The organism is Neobacillus sp. plas4 (assembly GCF_057221695.1).
The window spans coordinates 4,461,268-4,481,555 of sequence record NZ_CM170152.1 but is presented as its reverse complement, the minus strand read 5'-3'; the positions used below and the strand labels follow the sequence as shown (position 1 = coordinate 4,481,555).

The 20,288-nt window shown below is 39.0% G+C and carries 17 protein-coding genes; 15 read left to right on the top strand and 2 right to left on the bottom strand.

The features are described from left to right. Nucleotides 1-56 precede the first annotated feature (56 nt). Nucleotides 57-2,387, top strand: coding sequence for a DNA internalization-related competence protein ComEC/Rec2 (locus AC2TFD_RS22610; protein ID WP_484674012.1), 2,331 nt, complete (start codon nt 57-59; stop codon nt 2,385-2,387). A 68-nt stretch (nt 2,388-2,455) separates the two neighbouring features. Here the strand turns inward: AC2TFD_RS22610 and AC2TFD_RS22605 are convergent, their stop codons facing one another. Then, complete coding sequence (locus AC2TFD_RS22605) at nt 2,456-2,590, bottom strand: YqzM family protein (protein ID WP_045517769.1); 135 nt, start codon at nt 2,588-2,590, stop codon at nt 2,456-2,458. 310 nt (nt 2,591-2,900) lie between these two features. Between AC2TFD_RS22605 and holA the strand changes: the two genes are divergently transcribed. Further along, nucleotides 2,901-3,917: a DNA polymerase III subunit delta gene (gene holA, locus AC2TFD_RS22600; protein WP_484674011.1), complete on the top strand. Its 1,017-nt coding sequence runs from the start codon at nt 2,901-2,903 to the stop codon at nt 3,915-3,917. Nucleotides 3,918-4,093: 176 nt separating this feature from the next. Here holA and rpsT read toward each other — a convergent pair whose 3' ends face one another. Continuing rightward, nucleotides 4,094-4,354: a 30S ribosomal protein S20 gene (gene rpsT / locus AC2TFD_RS22595; protein ID WP_335510439.1), complete on the bottom strand. Its 261-nt coding sequence runs from the start codon at nt 4,352-4,354 to the stop codon at nt 4,094-4,096. A 509-nt stretch (nt 4,355-4,863) separates the two neighbouring features. On the opposite strand from rpsT, the gene gpr reads away from it, so the two are divergent. From gpr to deoC, 13 genes are all read left to right on the top strand, one after another. Next, the gene (gpr, locus tag AC2TFD_RS22590; protein WP_335510437.1) at nt 4,864-6,000 is read left to right on the top strand and encodes a GPR endopeptidase; all 1,137 of its coding nucleotides are present in this window, start codon (nt 4,864-4,866) and stop codon (nt 5,998-6,000) included. Nucleotides 6,001-6,094: 94 nt separating this feature from the next. Then, complete coding sequence (gene spoIIP / locus AC2TFD_RS22585) at nt 6,095-7,288, top strand: stage II sporulation protein P (RefSeq protein ID WP_484674010.1); 1,194 nt, start codon at nt 6,095-6,097, stop codon at nt 7,286-7,288. Between the two features lie 19 nt (nt 7,289-7,307). Beyond that, complete coding sequence (locus tag AC2TFD_RS22580) at nt 7,308-7,634, top strand: DUF3679 domain-containing protein (protein ID WP_335510433.1); 327 nt, start codon at nt 7,308-7,310, stop codon at nt 7,632-7,634. Between the two features lie 141 nt (nt 7,635-7,775). Beyond that, nucleotides 7,776-9,611 (top strand): translation elongation factor 4, encoded by a 1,836-nt coding sequence (gene lepA, locus AC2TFD_RS22575; protein ID WP_335510432.1) that lies wholly within the window; start codon nt 7,776-7,778, stop codon nt 9,609-9,611. Between the two features lie 147 nt (nt 9,612-9,758). After that, nucleotides 9,759-10,901: a radical SAM family heme chaperone HemW gene (gene hemW / locus AC2TFD_RS22570; protein ID WP_484674009.1), complete on the top strand. Its 1,143-nt coding sequence runs from the start codon at nt 9,759-9,761 to the stop codon at nt 10,899-10,901. 123 nt (nt 10,902-11,024) lie between these two features. Further along, on the top strand, nt 11,025-12,053 hold the full coding sequence (gene hrcA / locus AC2TFD_RS22565; protein WP_335510427.1) for a heat-inducible transcriptional repressor HrcA: 1,029 nt from the start codon (nt 11,025-11,027) through the stop codon (nt 12,051-12,053). A gap of 160 nt (nt 12,054-12,213) precedes the next feature. Next, nucleotides 12,214-12,804, top strand: a complete 591-nt coding sequence (gene grpE, locus AC2TFD_RS22560) for a nucleotide exchange factor GrpE (RefSeq protein WP_484674008.1) — start codon at nt 12,214-12,216, stop codon at nt 12,802-12,804. A 33-nt stretch (nt 12,805-12,837) separates the two neighbouring features. After that, nucleotides 12,838-14,670, top strand: a complete 1,833-nt coding sequence (dnaK, locus tag AC2TFD_RS22555; protein ID WP_484674007.1) for a molecular chaperone DnaK — start codon at nt 12,838-12,840, stop codon at nt 14,668-14,670. Nucleotides 14,671-15,053: 383 nt separating this feature from the next. After that, nucleotides 15,054-16,178: a molecular chaperone DnaJ gene (dnaJ, locus tag AC2TFD_RS22550; protein ID WP_335516773.1), complete on the top strand. Its 1,125-nt coding sequence runs from the start codon at nt 15,054-15,056 to the stop codon at nt 16,176-16,178. Between the two features lie 17 nt (nt 16,179-16,195). Beyond that, the gene (gene prmA / locus AC2TFD_RS22545; protein ID WP_335516780.1) at nt 16,196-17,137 is read left to right on the top strand and encodes a 50S ribosomal protein L11 methyltransferase; all 942 of its coding nucleotides are present in this window, start codon (nt 16,196-16,198) and stop codon (nt 17,135-17,137) included. Nucleotides 17,138-17,244: 107 nt separating this feature from the next. Next, nucleotides 17,245-17,997 carry a 16S rRNA (uracil(1498)-N(3))-methyltransferase gene (locus tag AC2TFD_RS22540; RefSeq protein WP_484674006.1) on the top strand — a complete coding sequence of 251 codons (753 nt, stop codon included), beginning with the start codon at nt 17,245-17,247 and terminating at the stop codon, nt 17,995-17,997. A gap of 5 nt (nt 17,998-18,002) precedes the next feature. Continuing rightward, nucleotides 18,003-19,361, top strand: coding sequence for a tRNA (N(6)-L-threonylcarbamoyladenosine(37)-C(2))-methylthiotransferase MtaB (gene mtaB / locus AC2TFD_RS22535; protein ID WP_484674005.1), 1,359 nt, complete (start codon nt 18,003-18,005; stop codon nt 19,359-19,361). Nucleotides 19,362-19,448: 87 nt separating this feature from the next. Next, nucleotides 19,449-20,123, top strand: a complete 675-nt coding sequence (gene deoC / locus AC2TFD_RS22530) for a deoxyribose-phosphate aldolase (protein ID WP_484674004.1) — start codon at nt 19,449-19,451, stop codon at nt 20,121-20,123. Nucleotides 20,124-20,288: the final 165 nt, after the last annotated feature.

Genomic DNA, 20,288 nt, shown 5'->3' with positions numbered 1-20,288 from the left:
ATTTAACGCCGGCAGCCCCGGCGTTAAATACACCCTCTAAAATATGGAGAAAACATATGAATGGTAAATACTTTTATTATGCGATTGCAGCTTTATTAGGCGTATTAACCTCGATTTTCAATTTTTTACTCTTCTTATTTATTTCCATCGTTTATCTCTGCCTCCTCTTTCGCTATAAAAAATACTCAAAACTACAGTTAATAATCGTTATCTGCCTCTTTATCACTTTTTTATTTACCAGTCATGCAGTTGTAACAAATAATAAAACCACCCTGTCAGATTCAACCACTACCTTTTATGTCGAGTATATGGAGAACACCAAAGTGGATGGTGATTTACTGCAAGTTACTGCGTTTGATATAAAGCATAAAGAAAAGCTATTAATTCGCTATAAAATTAAATCAGAATCAGAGAAATGGTCCTTAAAAGATACCAATTTTTACGGGCGCTTATGCCAAATAAAAGGAAAGTTAAGCGATCCTTCTATTGCTAAAAACCCGAATGCTTTCAACTATCGAAACTATTTAGCCAATAAACAAATATATAAGATCGTTGAATTAAATGGACATCCGCTTCAAAGATGTGCTGTTGTGAAATCAACGCCGATAACCATGATTAAAGAATGGCGTTTTATGGGCATCAATTATCTTGAAAAGAACTTTCCAACTGAAATTGCAGCCCTTTCAGCAGCATTGATTTTTGGGGATAGGAGTATGTTCGATCCGCAGGTTTTAATCGATTATCAAAAGACTGGTATTGTTCATTTATTAGCAATATCTGGACTTCATGTTTCATTGTTAATAGGGATGGTCTTTTATTTAGGAATTAGAATCGGGTTGACTCGGCAATTTATGTTTAATTTTCTTCTCATTCTTTTACCGATTTATGCAATTTTAACTGGTGCCTCACCATCCGTGATTCGGGCTGTCTTAACGCTATTCCTCGTATTGTCGGCAGTAAGATGGAAAAAACAAATAAGGATGTCACCTGTTGATGCCATAAGCCTTACATTTATGATTTATGTATTCTTTACACCTTTAATTATATTCGATGTAGGTTTTCAACTATCATTTTCAGTTAGTTTTGCCATTATTTTATCTGCCTCCAGCATTTTGCCTCGGTACCAACGAAGTATTTCATCGATGATTGTTATATCCATAATTGCCCAACTCGGTGCACTTCCAATATTACTGTACCATTTCTTTGAAATTTCCTTTATTAGTATTGCAGCAAACCTCCTCTACATTCCGCTATTTTCGTTTGTGTTTGTTCCAGGCTTATATTTTTTGTATTTCATTCAGCTCATTTTTGGAGCGACACCCTCATTTTTAATAAATTTACTCATGAACATCATTATCCTAGCTAATGGGCTTATTCATCGGCTTGCAGATATATCCACTCTGCAGCTCATTACAGGGAGACCCAATTTGATTAACTTCTTCCTTTATTTATTGATTATTCTCGCTATTTTTATATTATGGGAGGCAGGTTTACAGAAAAAAAGAAAACAAATGGCCATGCTCTTAGCCATCGTTTTGTTTACCTTTCAAAACGTTTGGAATTGGGTTAACCCATTTGGGGAAGTCACCATGATTGATGTTGGGCAGGGCGACAGTATTTTAATACATCATCCATTCGGGGAAGGTACTTATTTAATCGATACGGGGGGAACGATTGTCTTCGAAGAGGACGAATGGAAGAAACCTGCAAAACCCTTTGAGGTTGGGAGAGATGTGGTGGTACCTTTTTTGAAAGGAAAGGGCATTAAACAACTAGATAAACTTATTCTTACACATGGTGATGCAGACCATATTGGCGGAGCCCTTGCTGTTTTGGAAGAGATAAAAGTAAAACAAATCATTTTGCCTTCCGTTATAGAGTTATCTCCCTCAGTGCAGCGTATTATTAAGGAAGCTCAAGAAAGAAGAGTTCAGGTAGTCGTGGTAGCGGAAGGGAGTCAATGGGAGAATAAAAACAGCGCATTCTATGTTTTAAGTCCAGAAAAAAATTACCAAGGTAGTACAAATGGTGGATCGATTGCTCTATTAGCATACATTGGCGGACTGAATTGGTTTTTTGGAGGTGATCTCGATCAAGAAGGGGAAGAAAGGATCGTTAGGAAATATCCCGATTTGAATATGGATGTACTAAAGGCTGGGCACCATGGCAGTAAAACCTCTAGCGGTGAGATGTTTATCAACAAGATTACCCCAGCCATTGCATGGATTTCAGTTGGTGAAAGAAATCGCTATGGTCACCCGCATAGTGAGGTGCTAGAGCGCTTATCTAACTCAGCTGTATACAGGACCGATCAAGATGGTGCGATTACCTACAGGTTTTATCAGAACACTGGAACCTTTTCATCCTTTTTACATACGATAAAGTAATAACTCATCACAAAATGAAAAAGAGACTGCATGGCTGCAGCCTCTAAAACTAATTATGTAGCCTAACATTAGGATCCGATGATTTTAATAACGGTAGCAATAATAAACATTGTAGCAAAAAAACCAAAAGAAACGATAAACCCTACCCCAGAATCAATTGCGTCGTTACGTTTACTTTGCACATTCTTTTCAAATTCATTCACAATTTACCCCTCCTATTTCACAATATAGTATAAGCGATTTATTTTAAAAAATCCAGTATACATTCAATATCTGCTTCCTTTATTGACAAGAGTTGACACAAATACTTTAAACCAAAAAGGTGACACTAAATTTACACAAGGAACTCCGCCAAGCGATTAAAAGATCCTAGGGCTTTAATTGCAGGCGTTCATCATAGATCGGGAATTGGCGCTTATTCTCTAAGACGTCAATTCCCTTTTAACACTTGTCAAATTGTCCAAGCTTCATTACGATAGATAATGGAATGTGAATTGAAGGGGAGCTTGGATAATGGTATTAGATATTTGGAAACAAATTAAACAAAGGGAAATTGCTCCCATTTATGTATTATATGGTACTGAGGCGTTTTTAATCAATGAAACGAAACAAATGCTGCTTAACCAGGTTTTAAACGAAGACGAAATGGACTTTAATTTTACTGCATATGATTTAGAAGAAACTCCGATTGAAACGGCTTTAGAAGACGCAGAAACCTTTCCGTTTTTAGGCGAAAAAAAAGTGATTTTTTTACATAATCCTAAATTTTTAACAGCTGAAAAACAAAAAGAAAAAATTGATCATAATCTCTCACGACTAGAAGCATATATAAAAGAACCAGCACCATACACCGTTCTTGTTATCTCGGCGCCATATGAAAAGCTGGACGAACGAAAGAAAATTACCAAAGAGCTAAAACGAACAGCAGTCACTGTCGAAGCAAAGAAATTAAATGAATTTGAATTAAAAAATTGGGTGAAGGAAAGAGCAAAAGCAAATGGAATCATTTTCGAGTCTGATGCACTTGAACGATTACTTACCCTTGTAGGAACGAACATGTTTATGATCACGAGTGAAGTTGATAAATTAGCTTTATATGCTTCTGACGATAAAAAAATAAATGCTTCAATGGTGGAAAAGTTAGTCTCAAGGTCACTGGAACAAAATATTTTTACACTTATAGAAAAAGTTGTTCAACGGAAACCAGAAGATGCCCTTCGCATTTATTATGATTTATTAAAGCAAAATGAAGAGCCAATAAAAATATTAGCATTGCTTGCAGGGCAATTTAGATTGATTTATCAGGTGAAGGAGCTGTCTAGAAGAGGATATGGACAACAGCAAATGGCTGGATTTTTAAAAGCTCACCCTTTTCGGGTAAAGCTTGCGGCTGGTCAAGCCAACCAATTTACGGATGAGGATTTGACCAATCTGATGACGATGCTTGCAAATGCTGATCACCAGATGAAAACGGGCGGAATGAATAAGTCATTATTGATTGAGATGCTATTATTTAAAATAAGACGCTAAAGCAACAACAAAAAAACGATTCCAGATGGGAATCGTTTTTTTATGCACTCTTATTGTCTAGCTACAGGCGCCATCGGCTCGAGGTCAGAAGCCAATCCGTCCGGAAGGTTAAAGAACAACCTTCCAGCCGGCTCGTCTTCTGCTTGTCGCCGATGGGCGGGCGCCTTACGCTTTTCTTATAAAGAGTTAGCTTTTTTAGCAAGACGTGATTTTTTACGAGCAGCAGCATTTTTATGGATAAGTCCTTTAGCAGCAGCCTTGTCTAGTTTGCTAGCAGCACTTGAGAATGCTTCTTTAGCTGCAGGAGCATCGTTAAGAGTAACAGCAGCTTCTACTTTCTTAACAGCCGTACGCATAGCAGATTTAGCAGTTGTATTTTGAGCATTACGAGCTTCGCTTGTTTTTACACGCTTAATAGCAGATTTAATGTTAGGCATTACTTTCACCTCCTACAAAGAATCGAGACTATATGAACTCGACTTTACCTTCATTCACAATTAATCAGAACAAAAGATATTTTATCAAACCAAACCCTAGATTGCAATACTAGATTCTTTACATATCACAATAAACTTGAATGTTTTCGCGGAAAAGGGGCAAAAATAGGAAATAGTTTCTAAGGAAAAAAGCGGAAGCGACTTCGGAACAAGCACAGCTTGTTCCTGCGAGGTAAATCTAAGGAGCTTTCCTTAGTGCCCAGGGGCGACAGGCATAAGACGAGCCGGCGAGAAGGTTGCTCTTTACCTTCTTGACGGATTGTAAGAAAAGTGGAGGCGACTGCTCTGGGACGAAGGCGTAAGACGCACACTGCAAGAAGGCGCTTTTTGCCTTCTTCAGGGGGGGGCTTACGACTCGAGTCCCAAGGAGCCGGAACTAGACATGCTTATGACCCCGAGCCCCTAGTCGCTGGAGCTGGAATAAGAAATTGGAGATGGGAGCGATATATATGAAAGACAACATTAGCAGCAATATCGACTTAAGCCAATACTCAATTCGAACGGATTTAGCAATTGAATCTAGAGAAATGGTCATTGCCAGCAGGGAGGGAACTGTTGATCAAGAGAAGGACCTTTCACAAATTGAAGGGGTCATCATTAAAGAAAAAGATGTTGATGATATAAAAATTTCATTGGTGGAGGTCACTGCAGAAGGTGCAAAACAATTAGGTAAAAAACCAGGACGTTATTTAACCCTCGAAGTACAAGGAATTCGACAGCAGGATACGCCGTTACAGCAAAAGGTTGAGGAAATTTTTGCTAAAGAATTTGCTCACTTCTTAGAAGGCGCCGGGATTAAAAAAGACGCGTCCTGTCTTATTGTTGGATTGGGAAATTGGAATGTTACCCCTGATGCACTTGGGCCCATGGTGTGTGAGAATCTATTAATCACCAGACACTTATTCCAATTACAGCCTGAAAACGTAGAGGAAGGCTATCGTCCGGTTAGTTCCTTAGTTCCTGGGGTAATGGGATTAACAGGGATTGAGACCAGCGATATTATTTTTGGAGTAGTAGAAAAAACAAAACCTGACTTTGTCATTGCAATCGACGCTTTAGCCGCAAGATCGATAGAAAGAGTCAATTCGACGATACAAGTTTCTGACACAGGGATTCACCCGGGGTCGGGAGTTGGAAATAAAAGAAAAGAGTTAAGTAAGGAAACGTTGGGAGTTCCAGTTATTGCTATTGGTGTACCAACTGTAGTGGATGCCGTTTCCATCACTAGTGACACCATTGACTATATCCTTAAACATTTTGGCAAGGAGTTAAAGGAAGGGAATCGTCCGTCCAGAGCACTTGCACCAGCCGGTATGACATTCGGAAAGAGAAAAAAACTTACCGATGATGACCTGCCAGAAGAAAAACATCGTCAGACCTTCCTTGGAATGATTGGGACATTGGAAGAGGAAGAAAAACGTAAATTAATATACGAAGTGCTTGCTCCTTTGGGACACAATTTAATGGTAACTCCAAAGGAAGTGGATGTATTTATAGAAGACATGGCAAACCTGATTGCAAGCGGGTTGAATGCTGCGCTTCACAGTAATGTCGACCAAGGAAATGCAGGATACTATACAAGATAATATGATTTGACCACCTCTCAACCTAAGAATAATGGTTCTAGTAATTCTAGTGGAGTCATAAGTATTTACTAGAATCAAATTGAGAGGTGGAACCATGAAATCTACTAAACATTCCGGATTGTTTTTGACCGTACATGCGACAAATTTAATTAAAGTAACCTCTATTGTCTTATTGTTTATGATTTTGGTCTTTTCTATCAGCGGGCTTCTAACATCTTTAAAGCCCCAATATAGACTTATGTCAGATTCGGTTAATACAGCCACAAATCAAATAAATGGTAAAATGCTCTACCAACTGATGGCTTGGGAGAATCATCATTTTTTAACTATTGAGGATAATTTAACAGCTAGCCCAAAATTAACCAATGTAATTTTTAAGCTTTCAAGCAATATTAATTTAAATGACCCAAGAAGTCTTTTAGGCAGAGAGCTTCCAGGATTTTATCAGTTTGATGGACAAATTGTTGTTGCTGGTCAAGGTTCAAATTATACCAATATGCCGATGGAGTCTGCACCTCCAATAGAAATAATGTTGGCTGAGCGGGAGGCTTCCTTGCAAAATATAGAGGGAATAGAGGAAGGTACAGGTAACGTAACGCCTTCACAGCCACCTAACACAACCACAGGTGATAAAAAGGTTGTACATCTCTACTTTACACATAATCGCGAATCCTATTTACCTTATTTACAAGGGGTTACCGATCCCAACCTTGCCTATCACTCTCAGTTAAATGTCACTAAAATAGGTGATCAATTAAAAGCAGGCCTTGAGGCGAGGGGAATTGGAACTTCTATTGATAAATCTGATGTAATGGGTCAGGTAAAGATGGCTGGTGCATATTCGAAGTCAGGAGAATTGGTTAGGACGGCAATGGCTTCAAATCGTGAAATACAATATTTAATTGATATCCATCGAGATGCACGCCGAAAAGATAAAACGACCCCGATTGTAAATGGACAACTATATGCACAGCTTGTTTTTGTTATAGGTGGTAAAAATCCAAATTACGAAAAAAATCTAAAATTGGCGACAGACCTCCATAATCTTTTGGAGAAAAAATACAAAGGTTTAAGCTATGGGGTTATGAAAAACCAAGGTGCTGGTCAGAATGGAGTCTACAATCAAAATTTATCTGAGAATGCTTTATTAATTGAATTTGGCGGTGTTGATAATACGATGGAAGAGTTAAACCGTTCTGCGGAGGCACTTGCAGATGTCTTTAGTGAATACTTTTGGCAGGCTGAAAAGGTAAATCAAGATGTTGAGGAGTCTACGGATAAACAATAGGGATAAAGGAGCATGTCCTATGAAAATGTTCATGCTGAAATTTTTCGGTGTCTTGGCGATAATGTTCATTTCGGTGTTAGCTGGAATGCAGCTCGCTAATGACGGGATTCATAAAATGAAGGGCTATGACGACCCGAATTTTCAAAATGCTGTAGCGATAGATGACGATGGTGAGCATGTGAAGGCAACTTTTTTGGGAAATAACATATCGAGTCACGATCTAAATGAAAAGAAAAAGAAACTTGAAGAAATAAGTGCCTTTAATCTTTTCTCATCTATGGGAAAGAAGATTTCTGAAGGTGTTACCAGTGCATCAGAAAAACTAATTAACCTACTAACTCAATAATATTCTTAGAGCGGTTCCGTAATGGTCCCCGCTCTTTTATTTGTAAAGACCACGTTCATTCAGTTTTAATTGAATCTTATTTCCCGTACTGATATAATCAAAAATAGTCTACAGGTCCGAGTTATAGTAGGAGTGGAATACATGAATAGAGAAGAAAAACTAAAAAGACAATCAAAAATAAGAAATTTTTCAATTATTGCCCATATTGACCACGGGAAATCAACATTAGCAGACCGTATTTTAGAAAAAACCAATGCATTAACTTCGCGTGAAATGAAGGCCCAGCTTCTAGATTCGATGGATTTAGAGAGAGAACGCGGGATTACGATTAAGTTAAATGCTGTACAATTAAAATACAAAGCAAAAGATGGGGAAGAGTACACCTTCCATCTTATCGATACGCCGGGACACGTCGATTTTACCTATGAGGTATCACGTTCCCTTGCTGCTTGTGAAGGTGCTGTTTTGGTTGTTGACGCGGCGCAGGGGATTGAAGCACAAACCTTGGCGAATGTTTACCTTGCACTAGATAATAACCTTGAAATCTTACCTGTTATTAATAAAATCGACTTACCTAGTGCTGAGCCTGAAAGAGTCCGTAATGAAATTGAAGAGGTTATAGGACTTGATGCCTCTGAAGCGGTTTTAGCATCTGCTAAAGCTGGAATTGGGATTGAGGATATCCTTGAACAGGTTGTTAAGTCTGTTCCTGCCCCAACTGGTGACCCTGATGCTCCATTAAAAGCATTGATTTTTGATTCCCTTTATGATGCTTATAGAGGTGTAGTAGCCTATATTCGAGTTGTCGATGGCAGTGTAAAAGTAGGCGATAAAATTAAAATGATGGCAACCGGTGCAGAATTTGAAGTAAATGAAGTAGGGGTATTTACACCAAAAGCTACACTTCAAGACGAGTTAACAGTTGGTGATGTTGGATTCCTGTCCGCTTCTATTAAAAATGTAGGCGATACTCGTGTCGGTGATACGATTACAAATGCAAAAAATGGAGCAACTGAACCGCTGCCAGGATATCGAAAATTAAATCCAATGGTGTATTGCGGATTGTATCCAATCGATACAGCGAAATTTAATGATTTACGTGAAGCACTCGAAAAGCTGCAGTTAAATGATTCTGCGCTTCAATTCGAGCCTGAAACTTCCCAAGCACTAGGCTTTGGATTTCGCTGTGGGTTCTTAGGTCTGCTTCATATGGAGATTATTCAGGAACGGATAGAACGTGAATTTAAGATTGATTTGATTACAACGGCTCCGAGTGTTATCTATGATGTACACTTGACAGATGGCACTCAAATAAAAGTGGATAACCCTTCCAATCTTCCGGATCCACAGAAAATTGACCATGTTGAAGAGCCTTACGTAAAAGCAACGATGATGGCTCCAAATGAATATGTCGGTGCGATTATGGAGTTGTGTCAGCAAAAGCGTGGTATTTTTATTAATATGGAATACCAAGGTGAAAACCGTGTAAGCATCATCTATGAAGTTCCTTTAGCAGAAATTGTTTATGACTTCTTTGATCAACTTAAGTCCAGCACGCGAGGCTATGCGTCATTTGATTATGAATTAATTGGCTACAAACCGTCTAGCTTGGTTAAAATGGATATATTGTTAAACGCTGAAAAGGTGGATGCCTTAAGCTTTATCGTTCATAAAGATTTTGCCTACGAACGCGGCAAAGTCATTGTTGAGAAGCTAAAGGAATTAATCCCAAGGCAGCAATTCGAAGTTCCTGTCCAAGCTGCTATTGGTCAAAAAATTGTTGCTCGTTCAACCATTAAATCTATGGGTAAAAACGTATTGGCTAAATGTTATGGGGGAGATATTTCCCGTAAACGAAAGCTGCTTGAGAAACAAAAAGAAGGTAAAAAACGGATGAAACAGGTTGGGTCTGTCGAAGTCCCACAAGAAGCCTTCATGGCTGTCCTAAAAATGGATGATAACAATTCAAAAAAATAAAAAACAAAACGGGAGGTTAGGACAAGTCTATTAATAGGCCAAATCCAGCCTCTTTTCTTTCTATGAAGCCCAAACTCATAAAGAAATTTAGAAAAGCGGCCTCATAAGTGATACATGAAGCCAGAACCGAAATAAGAAGGTGAAAGTATGATTAAAGCTGCCTATCTCCATATCCCTTTTTGTGAACATATTTGCCATTACTGTGATTTCAATAAAGTTTTCCTGAAAGGGCAGCCGGTAGACCAATATTTAGAGGCACTTGAGCAGGAAATGATTCTTACGTTACAACAATATCCAACTAATCAACTGGATACCATATTTGTGGGCGGCGGTACACCCACCTCCTTAAATGAGAGGCAGCTCGAGAAATTTTGTGAAAGTATTAACAGAAACTTGCCGATGAGTCATCAACATGAATTTACCTTTGAAGCGAATCCGGGAGATTTAAGTAAGGAAAAGTTACAAATATTAAAGAATGCAGGTGTAAACCGACTCAGTCTAGGTGTTCAAACCTTTAATGACGAATTATTAAAAAAGATTGGACGTGTTCACCGAGCAAAGGACGTTTACCAAACAGTAGAAAGTGCAAAGTCTATTGGCTTCAAAAATATTAGCATTGATTTAATCTTCAGTCTGCCGACCCAAACCCTAACAGACTTTAAAGAGTCATTGACAGAAGCTTTTTCACTAGACATTCAACATTATTCGGCGTACTCGTTAATCATTGAACCTAAGACCGTTTTTTACAATCTCATGCAAAAAGGGAAACTTCCGACAACGGGTGAAGATACGGAAGCAGAGATGTATGTACTGCTAATGGAACAGATGGAAAACTATGGATTTAATCAATATGAAATTAGTAATTTTTCAAAGCCTGGCTATGAAAGCAAACATAACCTAACATACTGGAATAACGATTACTATTATGGGTTTGGTGCAGGAGCGCACAGCTATGTGAATGGCTGGAGACGCTCCAATGCAGGACCATTGAAGAAATATATGGAACAAATTGCTGACGGAAAACTCCCAATATTCCAGGAACACCAAACTACAAAAGCAGAACAAATAGAAGAAGAAATGTTTTTAGGTCTGCGTAAAACAGATGGCGTATCTATATCCCATTTCATCGAAAAGTTTGATATGGACCCACTGAAAATTTTTGAAAATGAGATATCTGATTTGATTGCTAAAAAATGGATAGAAGTAAAAAAGGATAATATATATTTAACAAAAAGAGGGCGGCTGTTAGGAAATGAAGTTTTTCAATCATTCTTAGGTGTCACAAATTGATGTTTTGGAAAGCTGCTTTTGTATTTCCTGATAGCAAATGATTGACACCCTCCCCCTATTTTTGATAATTTATTAATAGAATTAGCACTCGACTCTAATGAGTGCTAACAGAGGTGATGAAAGGTGTTAACAGATCGTCAATTATTGATTCTTCAGGTTATTGTTGATGATTTTATTCGGTCTGCACAACCTGTCGGCTCAAGGAGTTTGTCGAAAAAGGAAGAAATATCATTTAGTTCAGCGACTATACGGAATGAAATGTCTGATCTCGAAGAACTAGGCTATATTGAGAAAACACACACTTCTTCAGGTCGTGTACCTTCTGAAAAAGGTTATCGCTATTATGTTGACCATTTATTGTCGCCTCAAGCATTAGATAAACAGGATATAACGATCATACAGTCTATTTTTGCTGAGAAGATTTTTGAATTTGAAAAAATTATTCAAAAATCCGCCAAGATTTTATCAGATTTAACCAATTATACGTCCATCGTGTTAGGTCCTGCTGCAAGTTTAAATAAACTTAAAAGGATCCAAATCATTCCATTGAATAAGGAAACAGCCGTGGCAATCTTTGTAACCGATTCGGGGCATGTTGAGAATCGAACATTTTATTTGCCGCCAACTGTGGACGCAAGTGATTTGGAAAAAACGGTTAACATTTTAAACGAACGATTAACGGGTGTAGCGCTAGAAGACCTAAACGATAAAATCTACAAAGAAGTTGCCACACTTTTAAGGCAGCATATTAGAAATTACGATTTAATGCTGTATACGATTGCTGAATCCTTAAAAATGCCGGCAAATGAAAAACTATTCTTTGGTGGAAAGACCAATATGTTAAGTCAGCCCGAGTTTCATGATATCAGCAAAATCCGAGATCTGCTGCAAATGATTGACCATGAGGAATGGATTTACCCATTGATCAAACATAATTCAGCTGGTATTAACGTGAAGATCGGAACAGAAAACAAGAATAGTGCAATGGAAAATTGCAGCCTTATTACGGCAACCTATTCGGTTGGGACAGAAAGTTTAGGAACAATTGCCATTCTTGGTCCAACGAGAATGGAATATTCTCGGGTTATTAGCCTGTTAAAGTTTTTAAGTAAGGATTTAACCTCAGTATTAACAAACTTGTATCAAAAATAATAGTGGTGGAAATATTGAGTAAGGGTGAATTACTACGTAATGCACCTAGGTGAAATACTGCGTATTACTCTTAGGTGAAATGGTTTAGTTTTCCCCTCCTCCCACTTTTTAAAAATTTAATTCTTAGATAGAAAGCTAATCCTTTAAGGAGGTGAGTAAGTTGACAGAAGAAAAGAACAACACGATTAGTGAAGAATTTGAATCTCAAACAAATGAACAAGCAGAACTTACCGATGTGGAAGTTGAAACTGTTTTTGGTGAAGATGAGAACTCAACTGACCAATCAACTACAGTGGACTATGCTGCTGAAATTCAAGCCCTTACTAGTAAGCTAGAGGAAGCGGACAATCGTTATTTGCGTCTTCAAGCTGATTTTGATAACTTCCGCCGTCGAACTCGATTAGATATCGAGGCCGGTGAAAAATATAAAGCACAAAAATTGGTCACTGAATTGCTGCCAGTTCTAGATAACTTTGAACGAGGCCTAAAAGTAGAAGCAGATAATGAGCAAACTAAATCTTTGCTTCAAGGAATGGAAATGGTATATCGCAGTTTAGTTGATGCCTTGAAAAAAGAAGGTGTCGAGCCAATTGAAGTTGTTGGTAAAGAATTTGATCCAAACTTCCATCAAGCCGTTATGCAAGGGGAAGATGAGAATTTTGGTTCCAACATTGTGACTGATGAATTCCAAAAAGGTTACATGTTAAAGGATCGTTTGATCCGCCCATCAATGGTTAAGGTAAACCAATAAAACCTACATATTGTTATCTAGGAGGAAAAGGTTATGAGTAAAATTATCGGTATTGACCTTGGAACAACAAACTCATGTGTCTCCGTCCTTGAAGGCGGCGAACCAAAGGTTATTCCAAATCCAGAAGGAAACCGCACAACGCCATCTGTTGTAGCATTTAAAAACGGTGAACGTCAAATAGGTGAAGTAGCTAAGCGTCAGGCTGTTACGAATCCAAATACCATAATGTCCATTAAAAGACATATGGGAACAGATTACAAAGTTGAAGTAGAAGGTAAGAATTATACTCCTCAAGAAATGTCAGCTATAATCCTTCAATATTTAAAATCTTATGCTGAAGATTATCTAGGAGAGCCAGTTACAAAGGCAGTTATTACTGTACCAGCTTACTTTAACGATGCTGAGCGTCAAGCAACAAAGGATGCAGGTAGAATCGCTGGTTTAGAAGTAGAGCGTATCATCAATGAACCTACTGCTGCTGCTCTTGCATATGGCTTAGATAAAACAGATCAAGATCAAACGATTCTAGTATATGACCTTGGCGGCGGTACGTTTGACGTATCCATCCTTGAACTAGGGGATGGCGTATTTGAAGTAAAAGCAACTGCAGGTGATAACCGTCTTGGTGGGGATGACTTTGACCAAGTTATCATCGATTACCTTGTTGAACAATTCAAAAAGGAAAATGGTATTGATCTATCTCAAGATAAAATGGCATTACAACGCTTAAAAGATGCAGCAGAAAAAGCGAAAAAGGATTTATCTGGTGTAGCTTCAACGCAAATTTCTTTACCGTTTATCACTGCAGGTCCAGCTGGTCCACTTCACCTTGAAGTGACAATGACTAGAGCAAAATTTGATGAGTTGTCTGCTCATCTTGTAGAACGTACAATGGGACCAACTCGCCAAGCATTAAGTGATGCTGGTATTTCACCATCAGAGCTTGATAAGGTTATTCTTGTTGGAGGTTCAACTCGTATTCCTGCTGTTCAAGAAGCGATTAAAAAAGCTACTGGTCAGGAACCTCACCGCGGAGTTAACCCAGATGAAGTTGTTGCGATGGGTGCTGCGGTTCAAGGCGGCGTTATCACAGGTGATGTAAAGGATGTAGTGTTGCTTGACGTTACACCATTATCACTTGGTATCGAAACAATGGGCGGCGTGTTTACAAAATTGATTGACCGTAACACAACGATTCCAACATCAAAATCACAAGTTTTCTCGACTGCTGCTGATAACCAAACAGCTGTTGATATCCACGTTCTTCAAGGGGAACGTCCAATGGCGAATCTAAATAAAACATTAGGACGCTTCCAATTATCAGATATTCCACCAGCACCACGTGGAATCCCTCAAATTGAAGTAACGTTTGATATCGATAAAAACGGTATCGTAAATGTACGAGCAAAAGATCTTGGTACAAATAAAGAACAACAAATTACGATCAAATCTTCTACAGGACTTTCTGATGAAGAAATTCAAAAAATGGTCAGAGAAGCAGAAGAAAACGCTGAAGCTGACAAGCAGCGTAAAGAAGAAGTGGAATTACGCAATGAAGCTGACCAACTAGTCTTCACGACTGAAAAAACATTAAAAGACTTAGAAGGTAAAGTAGACGCTGCAGAAGTTGCAAATGCTAATGAAGCAAAAGATGCTTTAAAAGCTGCAATCGAAAGCAATGATCTAGCTGAAATCCGTGCTAAGAAAGACGCTTTACAAGAAATTGTTCAAGCGTTAACAGTTAAGCTTTATGAACAAGCGGCTCAGGCAGCCCAAGGTGCACAAGGTGCAGAAGGCGGAGCTGCGGGTCCTAAAGATGACAACGTAGTCGACGCTGAATTTGAAGAAATCAAGGAAGAAAAATAGAATTCGTCATACTAACTAATGAAAAAGTCAAAGTCAGCATCGGCTTTGGCTTTTTCTTTGGTTAAGGATATTATATTTCCAGCTATAGGCGCTATCGGCTCGAGGCATAATCTTGTCTAGTTGGGGCTCCTAGGGACTCGAGTCATAAGCCATCCACTGAAGAATGCAAAAGTGCCTTCTTTCATGGTTCGTCTTATGCCTTCGTCCCAGAGCAGTCGCCTCCACATTTCAGACAATCCGTCAAGAAGGTTAAAGAGCAACCTTCATGCCGGCTCATCTTATGCTAGTCGCCGATAAACAAGCGCCTTAAGCATTTCGTATTGCAATTAACTTCTCATAGATGTTAGAATAATCTTTATGTGAAAGATTCGGGAGTGGTAATCATGAGTAAACGGGATTACTATGAGGTGCTTGGTGTAAGTAAGAGCGCTTCTAAGGATGAAATAAAAAAGGCGTATCGGAAGCTCTCTAAACAATATCATCCAGATATTAATAAAGAGCCTGATGCTGCGGATAAATTTAAAGAACTCGCTGAAGCTTATGAGGTTTTAAGCGATGATCAAAAAAAGGCACACTATGATCAATTTGGTCATACTGACCCAAATCAAGGCTTTGGCGGCGGAGACTTCGGCGGCGGTTTCGGTGGGTTTGAAGATATTTTTAATACTTTCTTTGGTGGCGGTGGATCGCGCCGACGTGACCCTAATGCCCCTAGACAAGGTGCAGATTTACAGTACACGATGACGATTTCTTTTGAAGAGGCTGCTTTTGGGAAAGAAACTGATATTGAAATACCTCGTGAAGAATCATGTGGTACATGTAATGGTTCAGGTGCGAAAAAGGGAACAAAACCTGAAACCTGTCAACATTGTCATGGAACTGGCCAGATAAATATTGAGCAAAATACACCGTTTGGCAGAGTTGTTAATCGCCGTACTTGTCACCACTGTAATGGAACAGGTAAAGAAATTAAACATAAATGTTCAACTTGCGGCGGCTCCGGTAAAGTGAAAAAGCGCAAAAAAATCCATGTGAAAATTCCTGCAGGTATCGATGATGGGCAACAGTTAAGGATTTCCGGACAAGGTGAGGGCGGTATTAACGGCGGCCCATCTGGAGATTTATATATCGTATTCCATGTAAGAGAACATGAGTTTTTTGAAAGAGATGGCGATGATGTTTATTGTGAAATGCCTATCACATTTGTTCAAGCCTCGCTGGGGGATGATATTGAAGTCCCAACCTTACATGGTAAAGTAAAACTTAAGGTTCCAGCCGGAACACAAACAGGAACGAAATTCCGACTCAAAGGAAAAGGGATTCCTAATGTTCGTGGTTATGGTGTGGGGGATCAACACATCATAGTTCGTATTATTACACCTACAAAGTTAACTGATAAACAAAAGCAACTTCTTCGCGAGTTTGCAGACCTTAGTGGTAATTCACCAATAGGGGAGCATGAAGAAGGCTTTTTCTCAAAAGTAAAAAGAGCCTTTAAGGGCGAGTAAAGATTGGAGTTGGTAGAATGAAATGGTCTGAACTTAGTATTCACACTACAAACGAAGCGATTGAACCAATATCACATATTTTACACGAGGCGGGAGCCAGCGGTGTTGTTATTGAGGACCCTTTTGAACTAACAAAGGAAAGGGAAGATCAATTCGGGGAAATCTACCAACTCAATCCAGATGATTACCCTGAAGAAGGAGTTATTGTAAAAGCTTATCTTCAAGTAAACAGTTTCTTAGGTGAAACGGTAGATGCAATAAAAGATTCAATAAATAACCTCATTATTCACAATATCGATATAGGTTTAAATAAGGTAACCATTAGTGAAGTAAACGAAGAAGAATGGGCAACAGCATGGAAGAAATATTATCATCCTGTGAAAATTTCAGAGAAGTTTACGATTGTTCCTACTTGGGAGACCTACAATCCAGTAAGCAGTGATGAATTAATCATTGAACTGGACCCAGGAATGGCGTTCGGTACCGGAACACATCCGACTACGGTTATGTGTATACAGGCGCTAGAAAGGTCTGTCAGGCCGGGTGATAGGGTAATTGATGTCGGTACAGGCTCTGGTGTCCTTAGCATTGCAGCTGCGATGTTAGGAGCAGAAGATGTTCGTGCCTTCGACTTAGATGAAGTTGCTGTAACCTCAGCACGATTAAATATAAAGCTTAACAAAGTAAGTGAAAAAGTAACGACTAAGCAAAATAATCTCTTAGATGGTGTAGATGAAAATTCTGCGGATGTTATCGTTGCGAATATTTTAGCTGAGGTTATCTTACGTTTTACAGAGGATGTTGCACGTGTTGTTAAACCTGGTGGATATTTTATCGCTTCTGGAATCATTCAACAGAAGAAGGATGAAGTAAAAGAAGGACTTATTCAGTCAGGCTTTGAAATCACAGAAACAATCTTGATGGAAGATTGGGTTGCCATCATTGCAAAGAGGACATAATGCTTATAAAAAGGGGATTAACCCCCTTTTTTGTATTTTCTATGCTTTAACTATAGTCTTTATTTGAGTAAAATAAAGAGTAAATGTTTTTTAGAGGGGTGCATCGTGTGCAACGGTACTTTGTTAAACAACGAGCAAGTGATAACCGTTTTCAGATTGATGGTGATGACCGTCATCATTTGTTAAAAGTTATGCGTATGACAATCGGAGACAAAATCATATGTGTAGATCCCAATGGGGATACGGCGATTTGTGAAATTGCAAAAATTACCGATGAACATGTCGTTGCAGACGTTGTACAATGGATAGATGAGAAGTCAGAGCTTCCGATTTTCGTTACGATTGCAAGTGGACTGCCAAAAGGTGACAAACTTGAATGGATTATTCAAAAAGGGACCGAGCTGGGTGTCCGTGAATTCATTCCATTCTCTGCCCGCCGTTCGGTAGTAAAGTGGGACGATAAAAAGTCCGCAAAAAAAATAGACAGATGGCAAAAAATTGCGAAAGAAGCTGCAGAGCAATCTCATCGTGGAATGGTACCTGAAATTATCAGCCCGATGAATTTTAAAGCTTTGATTGCAAATAGTAAAGACTTTGATTATAAATTAGCTGCTTATGAGGAAAAGAGCAGAAGCGGTGAAACATCTATTTTCTCAGCAACTTTACAGAGAATGAAACCAGGCGATTCGCTATTAATCGTATTTGGTCCTGAGGGTGGACTAGCTGAAGAAGAGGTTCAACTTTTACAGGCTAATGATTTTGTCCTATGCGGATTAGGTCCGCGGATTTTAAGAACGGAAACGGCGCCTTTATATGCTTTAGCGGCGGTTTCCTACCATTTTGAATTATTGAGGAGATGAATAAAATGCCGACAGTCGCTTTTCATACACTTGGTTGTAAGGTGAATCATTATGAGACTGAAGCAATCTGGCAATTGTTCAAGCAAGAAGGCTATGATCGAGTTGATTTTGAATCAATCTCTGATGTATATATTATCAATACGTGTACGGTAACAAATACGGGGGATAAAAAAAGCCGCCAAGTTATTCGGCGTGCAGTCCGAAAAAATCCGGACGCGGTCATTTGTGTGACGGGATGTTATGCACAAACATCCCCTGCAGAGATCATGGCGATACCTGGAGTTGATATTGTCGTTGGCACCCAGGATCGAGTGAAAATGCTTGAATACATTGAACAATATAAAACAGAACGTCAGCCGATTAACGGTGTAGGCAATATCATGAAAAACCGTGTTTACGAGGAGCTTGATGTTCCGGCCTTTACGGATCGAACACGAGCATCACTTAAAATCCAAGAAGGCTGCAACAATTTCTGTACATTCTGTATTATCCCTTGGGCTCGTGGTTTAATGAGATCTCGTGAACCAAAGGAAGTTATTCGTCAAGCACAGCAGCTTGTTGACGCTGGTTATAAGGAAATTGTCTTAACAGGAATTCACACAGGTGGATATGGAGAAGACATGAAGGATTATAATCTTGCATTGCTGCTTCGTGACTTAGAAGCACAAGTCAAGGGGCTTGAACGTCTTCGAATTTCCTCAATAGAAGCAAGCCAAATTACCGATGAAGTGATTGAAGTAATTAAGCACTCTAACATCATTGTTCGTCACTTGCATATTCCAATTCAATCTGGTTCTAATACGGTACTAAAAAGAATGCGCCGCAAATATACGATGGAATTCTTTGGCGAGCGGTTAGACCGGTTAAAAGAAGTGCTGCCTGGTCTTGCTGTTACATCTGATGTTATTGTTGGTTTTCCTGGCGAAACGGAAGAAGAGTTTATGGAAACATATAATTTTATTAATGAACATAAATTTTCTGAACTCCATGTGTTCCCTTATTCTAAGCGCACTGGAACGCCAGCAGCCCGTATGGAAGATCAAGTTGATGAGGAGATCAAGAATGAGCGGGTACACCGCTTAATCACTCTCTCTGATCAGTTGGCAAAGGAATACTCATCACGATTTGAAAATGACGTGTTAGAGGTAATCCCTGAAGAAGAATTCAGCACAGGTATGTATGTGGGTTACAGTGATAATTATTTAAAAGTGGTATTCCCTGCAACAGAAGATATGATTGGTAAAATTGTTAAAGTGAAAATCACTAAAGCTGGATATCCACACAATGAAGGCCAATTTGTTCGTATTGTCGAAGATAATCGTATAAAATCTGATGTATTTGCAGAAGAAGAAGCTGCCATTTAAGGGACCAATATTGGTCCCTTTTTTCAGTCTATCTGGGTATCCTAGTGTTAGAAGTGAATGCTTGAAAAATTGAAAGGGGCTTATATCATGACGACGACTAATATTGCTTCAATGATTGATCATACACTGTTAAAGGCGGATGCAACCCGTCAACAAATTGAAACCCTTTGCCAAGAGGCAAAAGAACATAAATTCTTTTCAGTTTGTGTGAACCCTACATGGGTAAGTACAGCAAGGGATTTATTAAGTGGCAGTGGTGTCAAGGTTTGTACCGTAATTGGATTTCCATTAGGTGCGACAACGCCTGAAACAAAGGCGTTTGAAACTAACAATGCAATTGAAAATGGCGCAGATGAAGTTGATATGGTCATTAACATCGGTGCTTTAAAGGATAAAAATGATGAGCTAGTTGAAAAAGATATTCGTGCTGTCGTAGAGGCAGCAAAGGGCAGGGCATTAACAAAGGTGATTATTGAGACGAGCTTATTATCAGAGGAAGAAAAAGTTCGTGCCTGCAATCTAGCAGCTAAGGCAGGAACTGATTACGTGAAAACATCCACTGGATTCTCGACAGGCGGTGCAACGGTTGAAGATATCAAGCTCATGAGGGAAACAGTAGGACCAAATATTGGTGTAAAAGCTTCCGGGGGGGTCCGCAATACCGAGGATACACAGAAAATGATTCAAGCGGGAGCAACGAGAATAGGTGCAAGCGCCGGGGTGGCGATCCTTCAAGGATTAACTGTAAATTCAGATTACTAAAAAGACTGCCCTTGGCCGTCTTTTTCAGTTTTGAACATAAGATGTCTTGTCCTTAATCGAGTAACTAGCAATAGTAAAAATAAGCGGAGATTTTCCGGTTATGCAAAGAAAAATCTCCTAAATTTGCTTTTTTCGAGTCAATAGTCGGAATTTCTCCGCCTATTT

Coding starts and splice junctions, on each gene's coding strand:
- AC2TFD_RS22580 (WP_335510433.1), top strand. CDS start 7,308: ATGAAAATGTTCATGCTGAAATTTTTCGGTGTCTTGGCGATAATGTTC.
- hemW (WP_484674009.1), top strand. CDS start 9,759: ATGATTAAAGCTGCCTATCTCCATATCCCTTTTTGTGAACATATTTGC.
- dnaK (WP_484674007.1), top strand. CDS start 12,838: ATGAGTAAAATTATCGGTATTGACCTTGGAACAACAAACTCATGTGTC.
- spoIIP (WP_484674010.1), top strand. CDS start 6,095: ATGAAATCTACTAAACATTCCGGATTGTTTTTGACCGTACATGCGACA.
- gpr (WP_335510437.1), top strand. CDS start 4,864: ATGAAAGACAACATTAGCAGCAATATCGACTTAAGCCAATACTCAATT.
- holA (WP_484674011.1), top strand. CDS start 2,901: ATGGTATTAGATATTTGGAAACAAATTAAACAAAGGGAAATTGCTCCC.
- prmA (WP_335516780.1), top strand. CDS start 16,196: ATGAAATGGTCTGAACTTAGTATTCACACTACAAACGAAGCGATTGAA.
- mtaB (WP_484674005.1), top strand. CDS start 18,003: ATGCCGACAGTCGCTTTTCATACACTTGGTTGTAAGGTGAATCATTAT.
- rpsT (WP_335510439.1), bottom strand. CDS start 4,354: ATGCCTAACATTAAATCTGCTATTAAGCGTGTAAAAACAAGCGAAGCT.
- AC2TFD_RS22610 (WP_484674012.1), top strand. CDS start 57: ATGAATGGTAAATACTTTTATTATGCGATTGCAGCTTTATTAGGCGTA.
- deoC (WP_484674004.1), top strand. CDS start 19,449: ATGACGACGACTAATATTGCTTCAATGATTGATCATACACTGTTAAAG.
- lepA (WP_335510432.1), top strand. CDS start 7,776: ATGAATAGAGAAGAAAAACTAAAAAGACAATCAAAAATAAGAAATTTT.
- dnaJ (WP_335516773.1), top strand. CDS start 15,054: ATGAGTAAACGGGATTACTATGAGGTGCTTGGTGTAAGTAAGAGCGCT.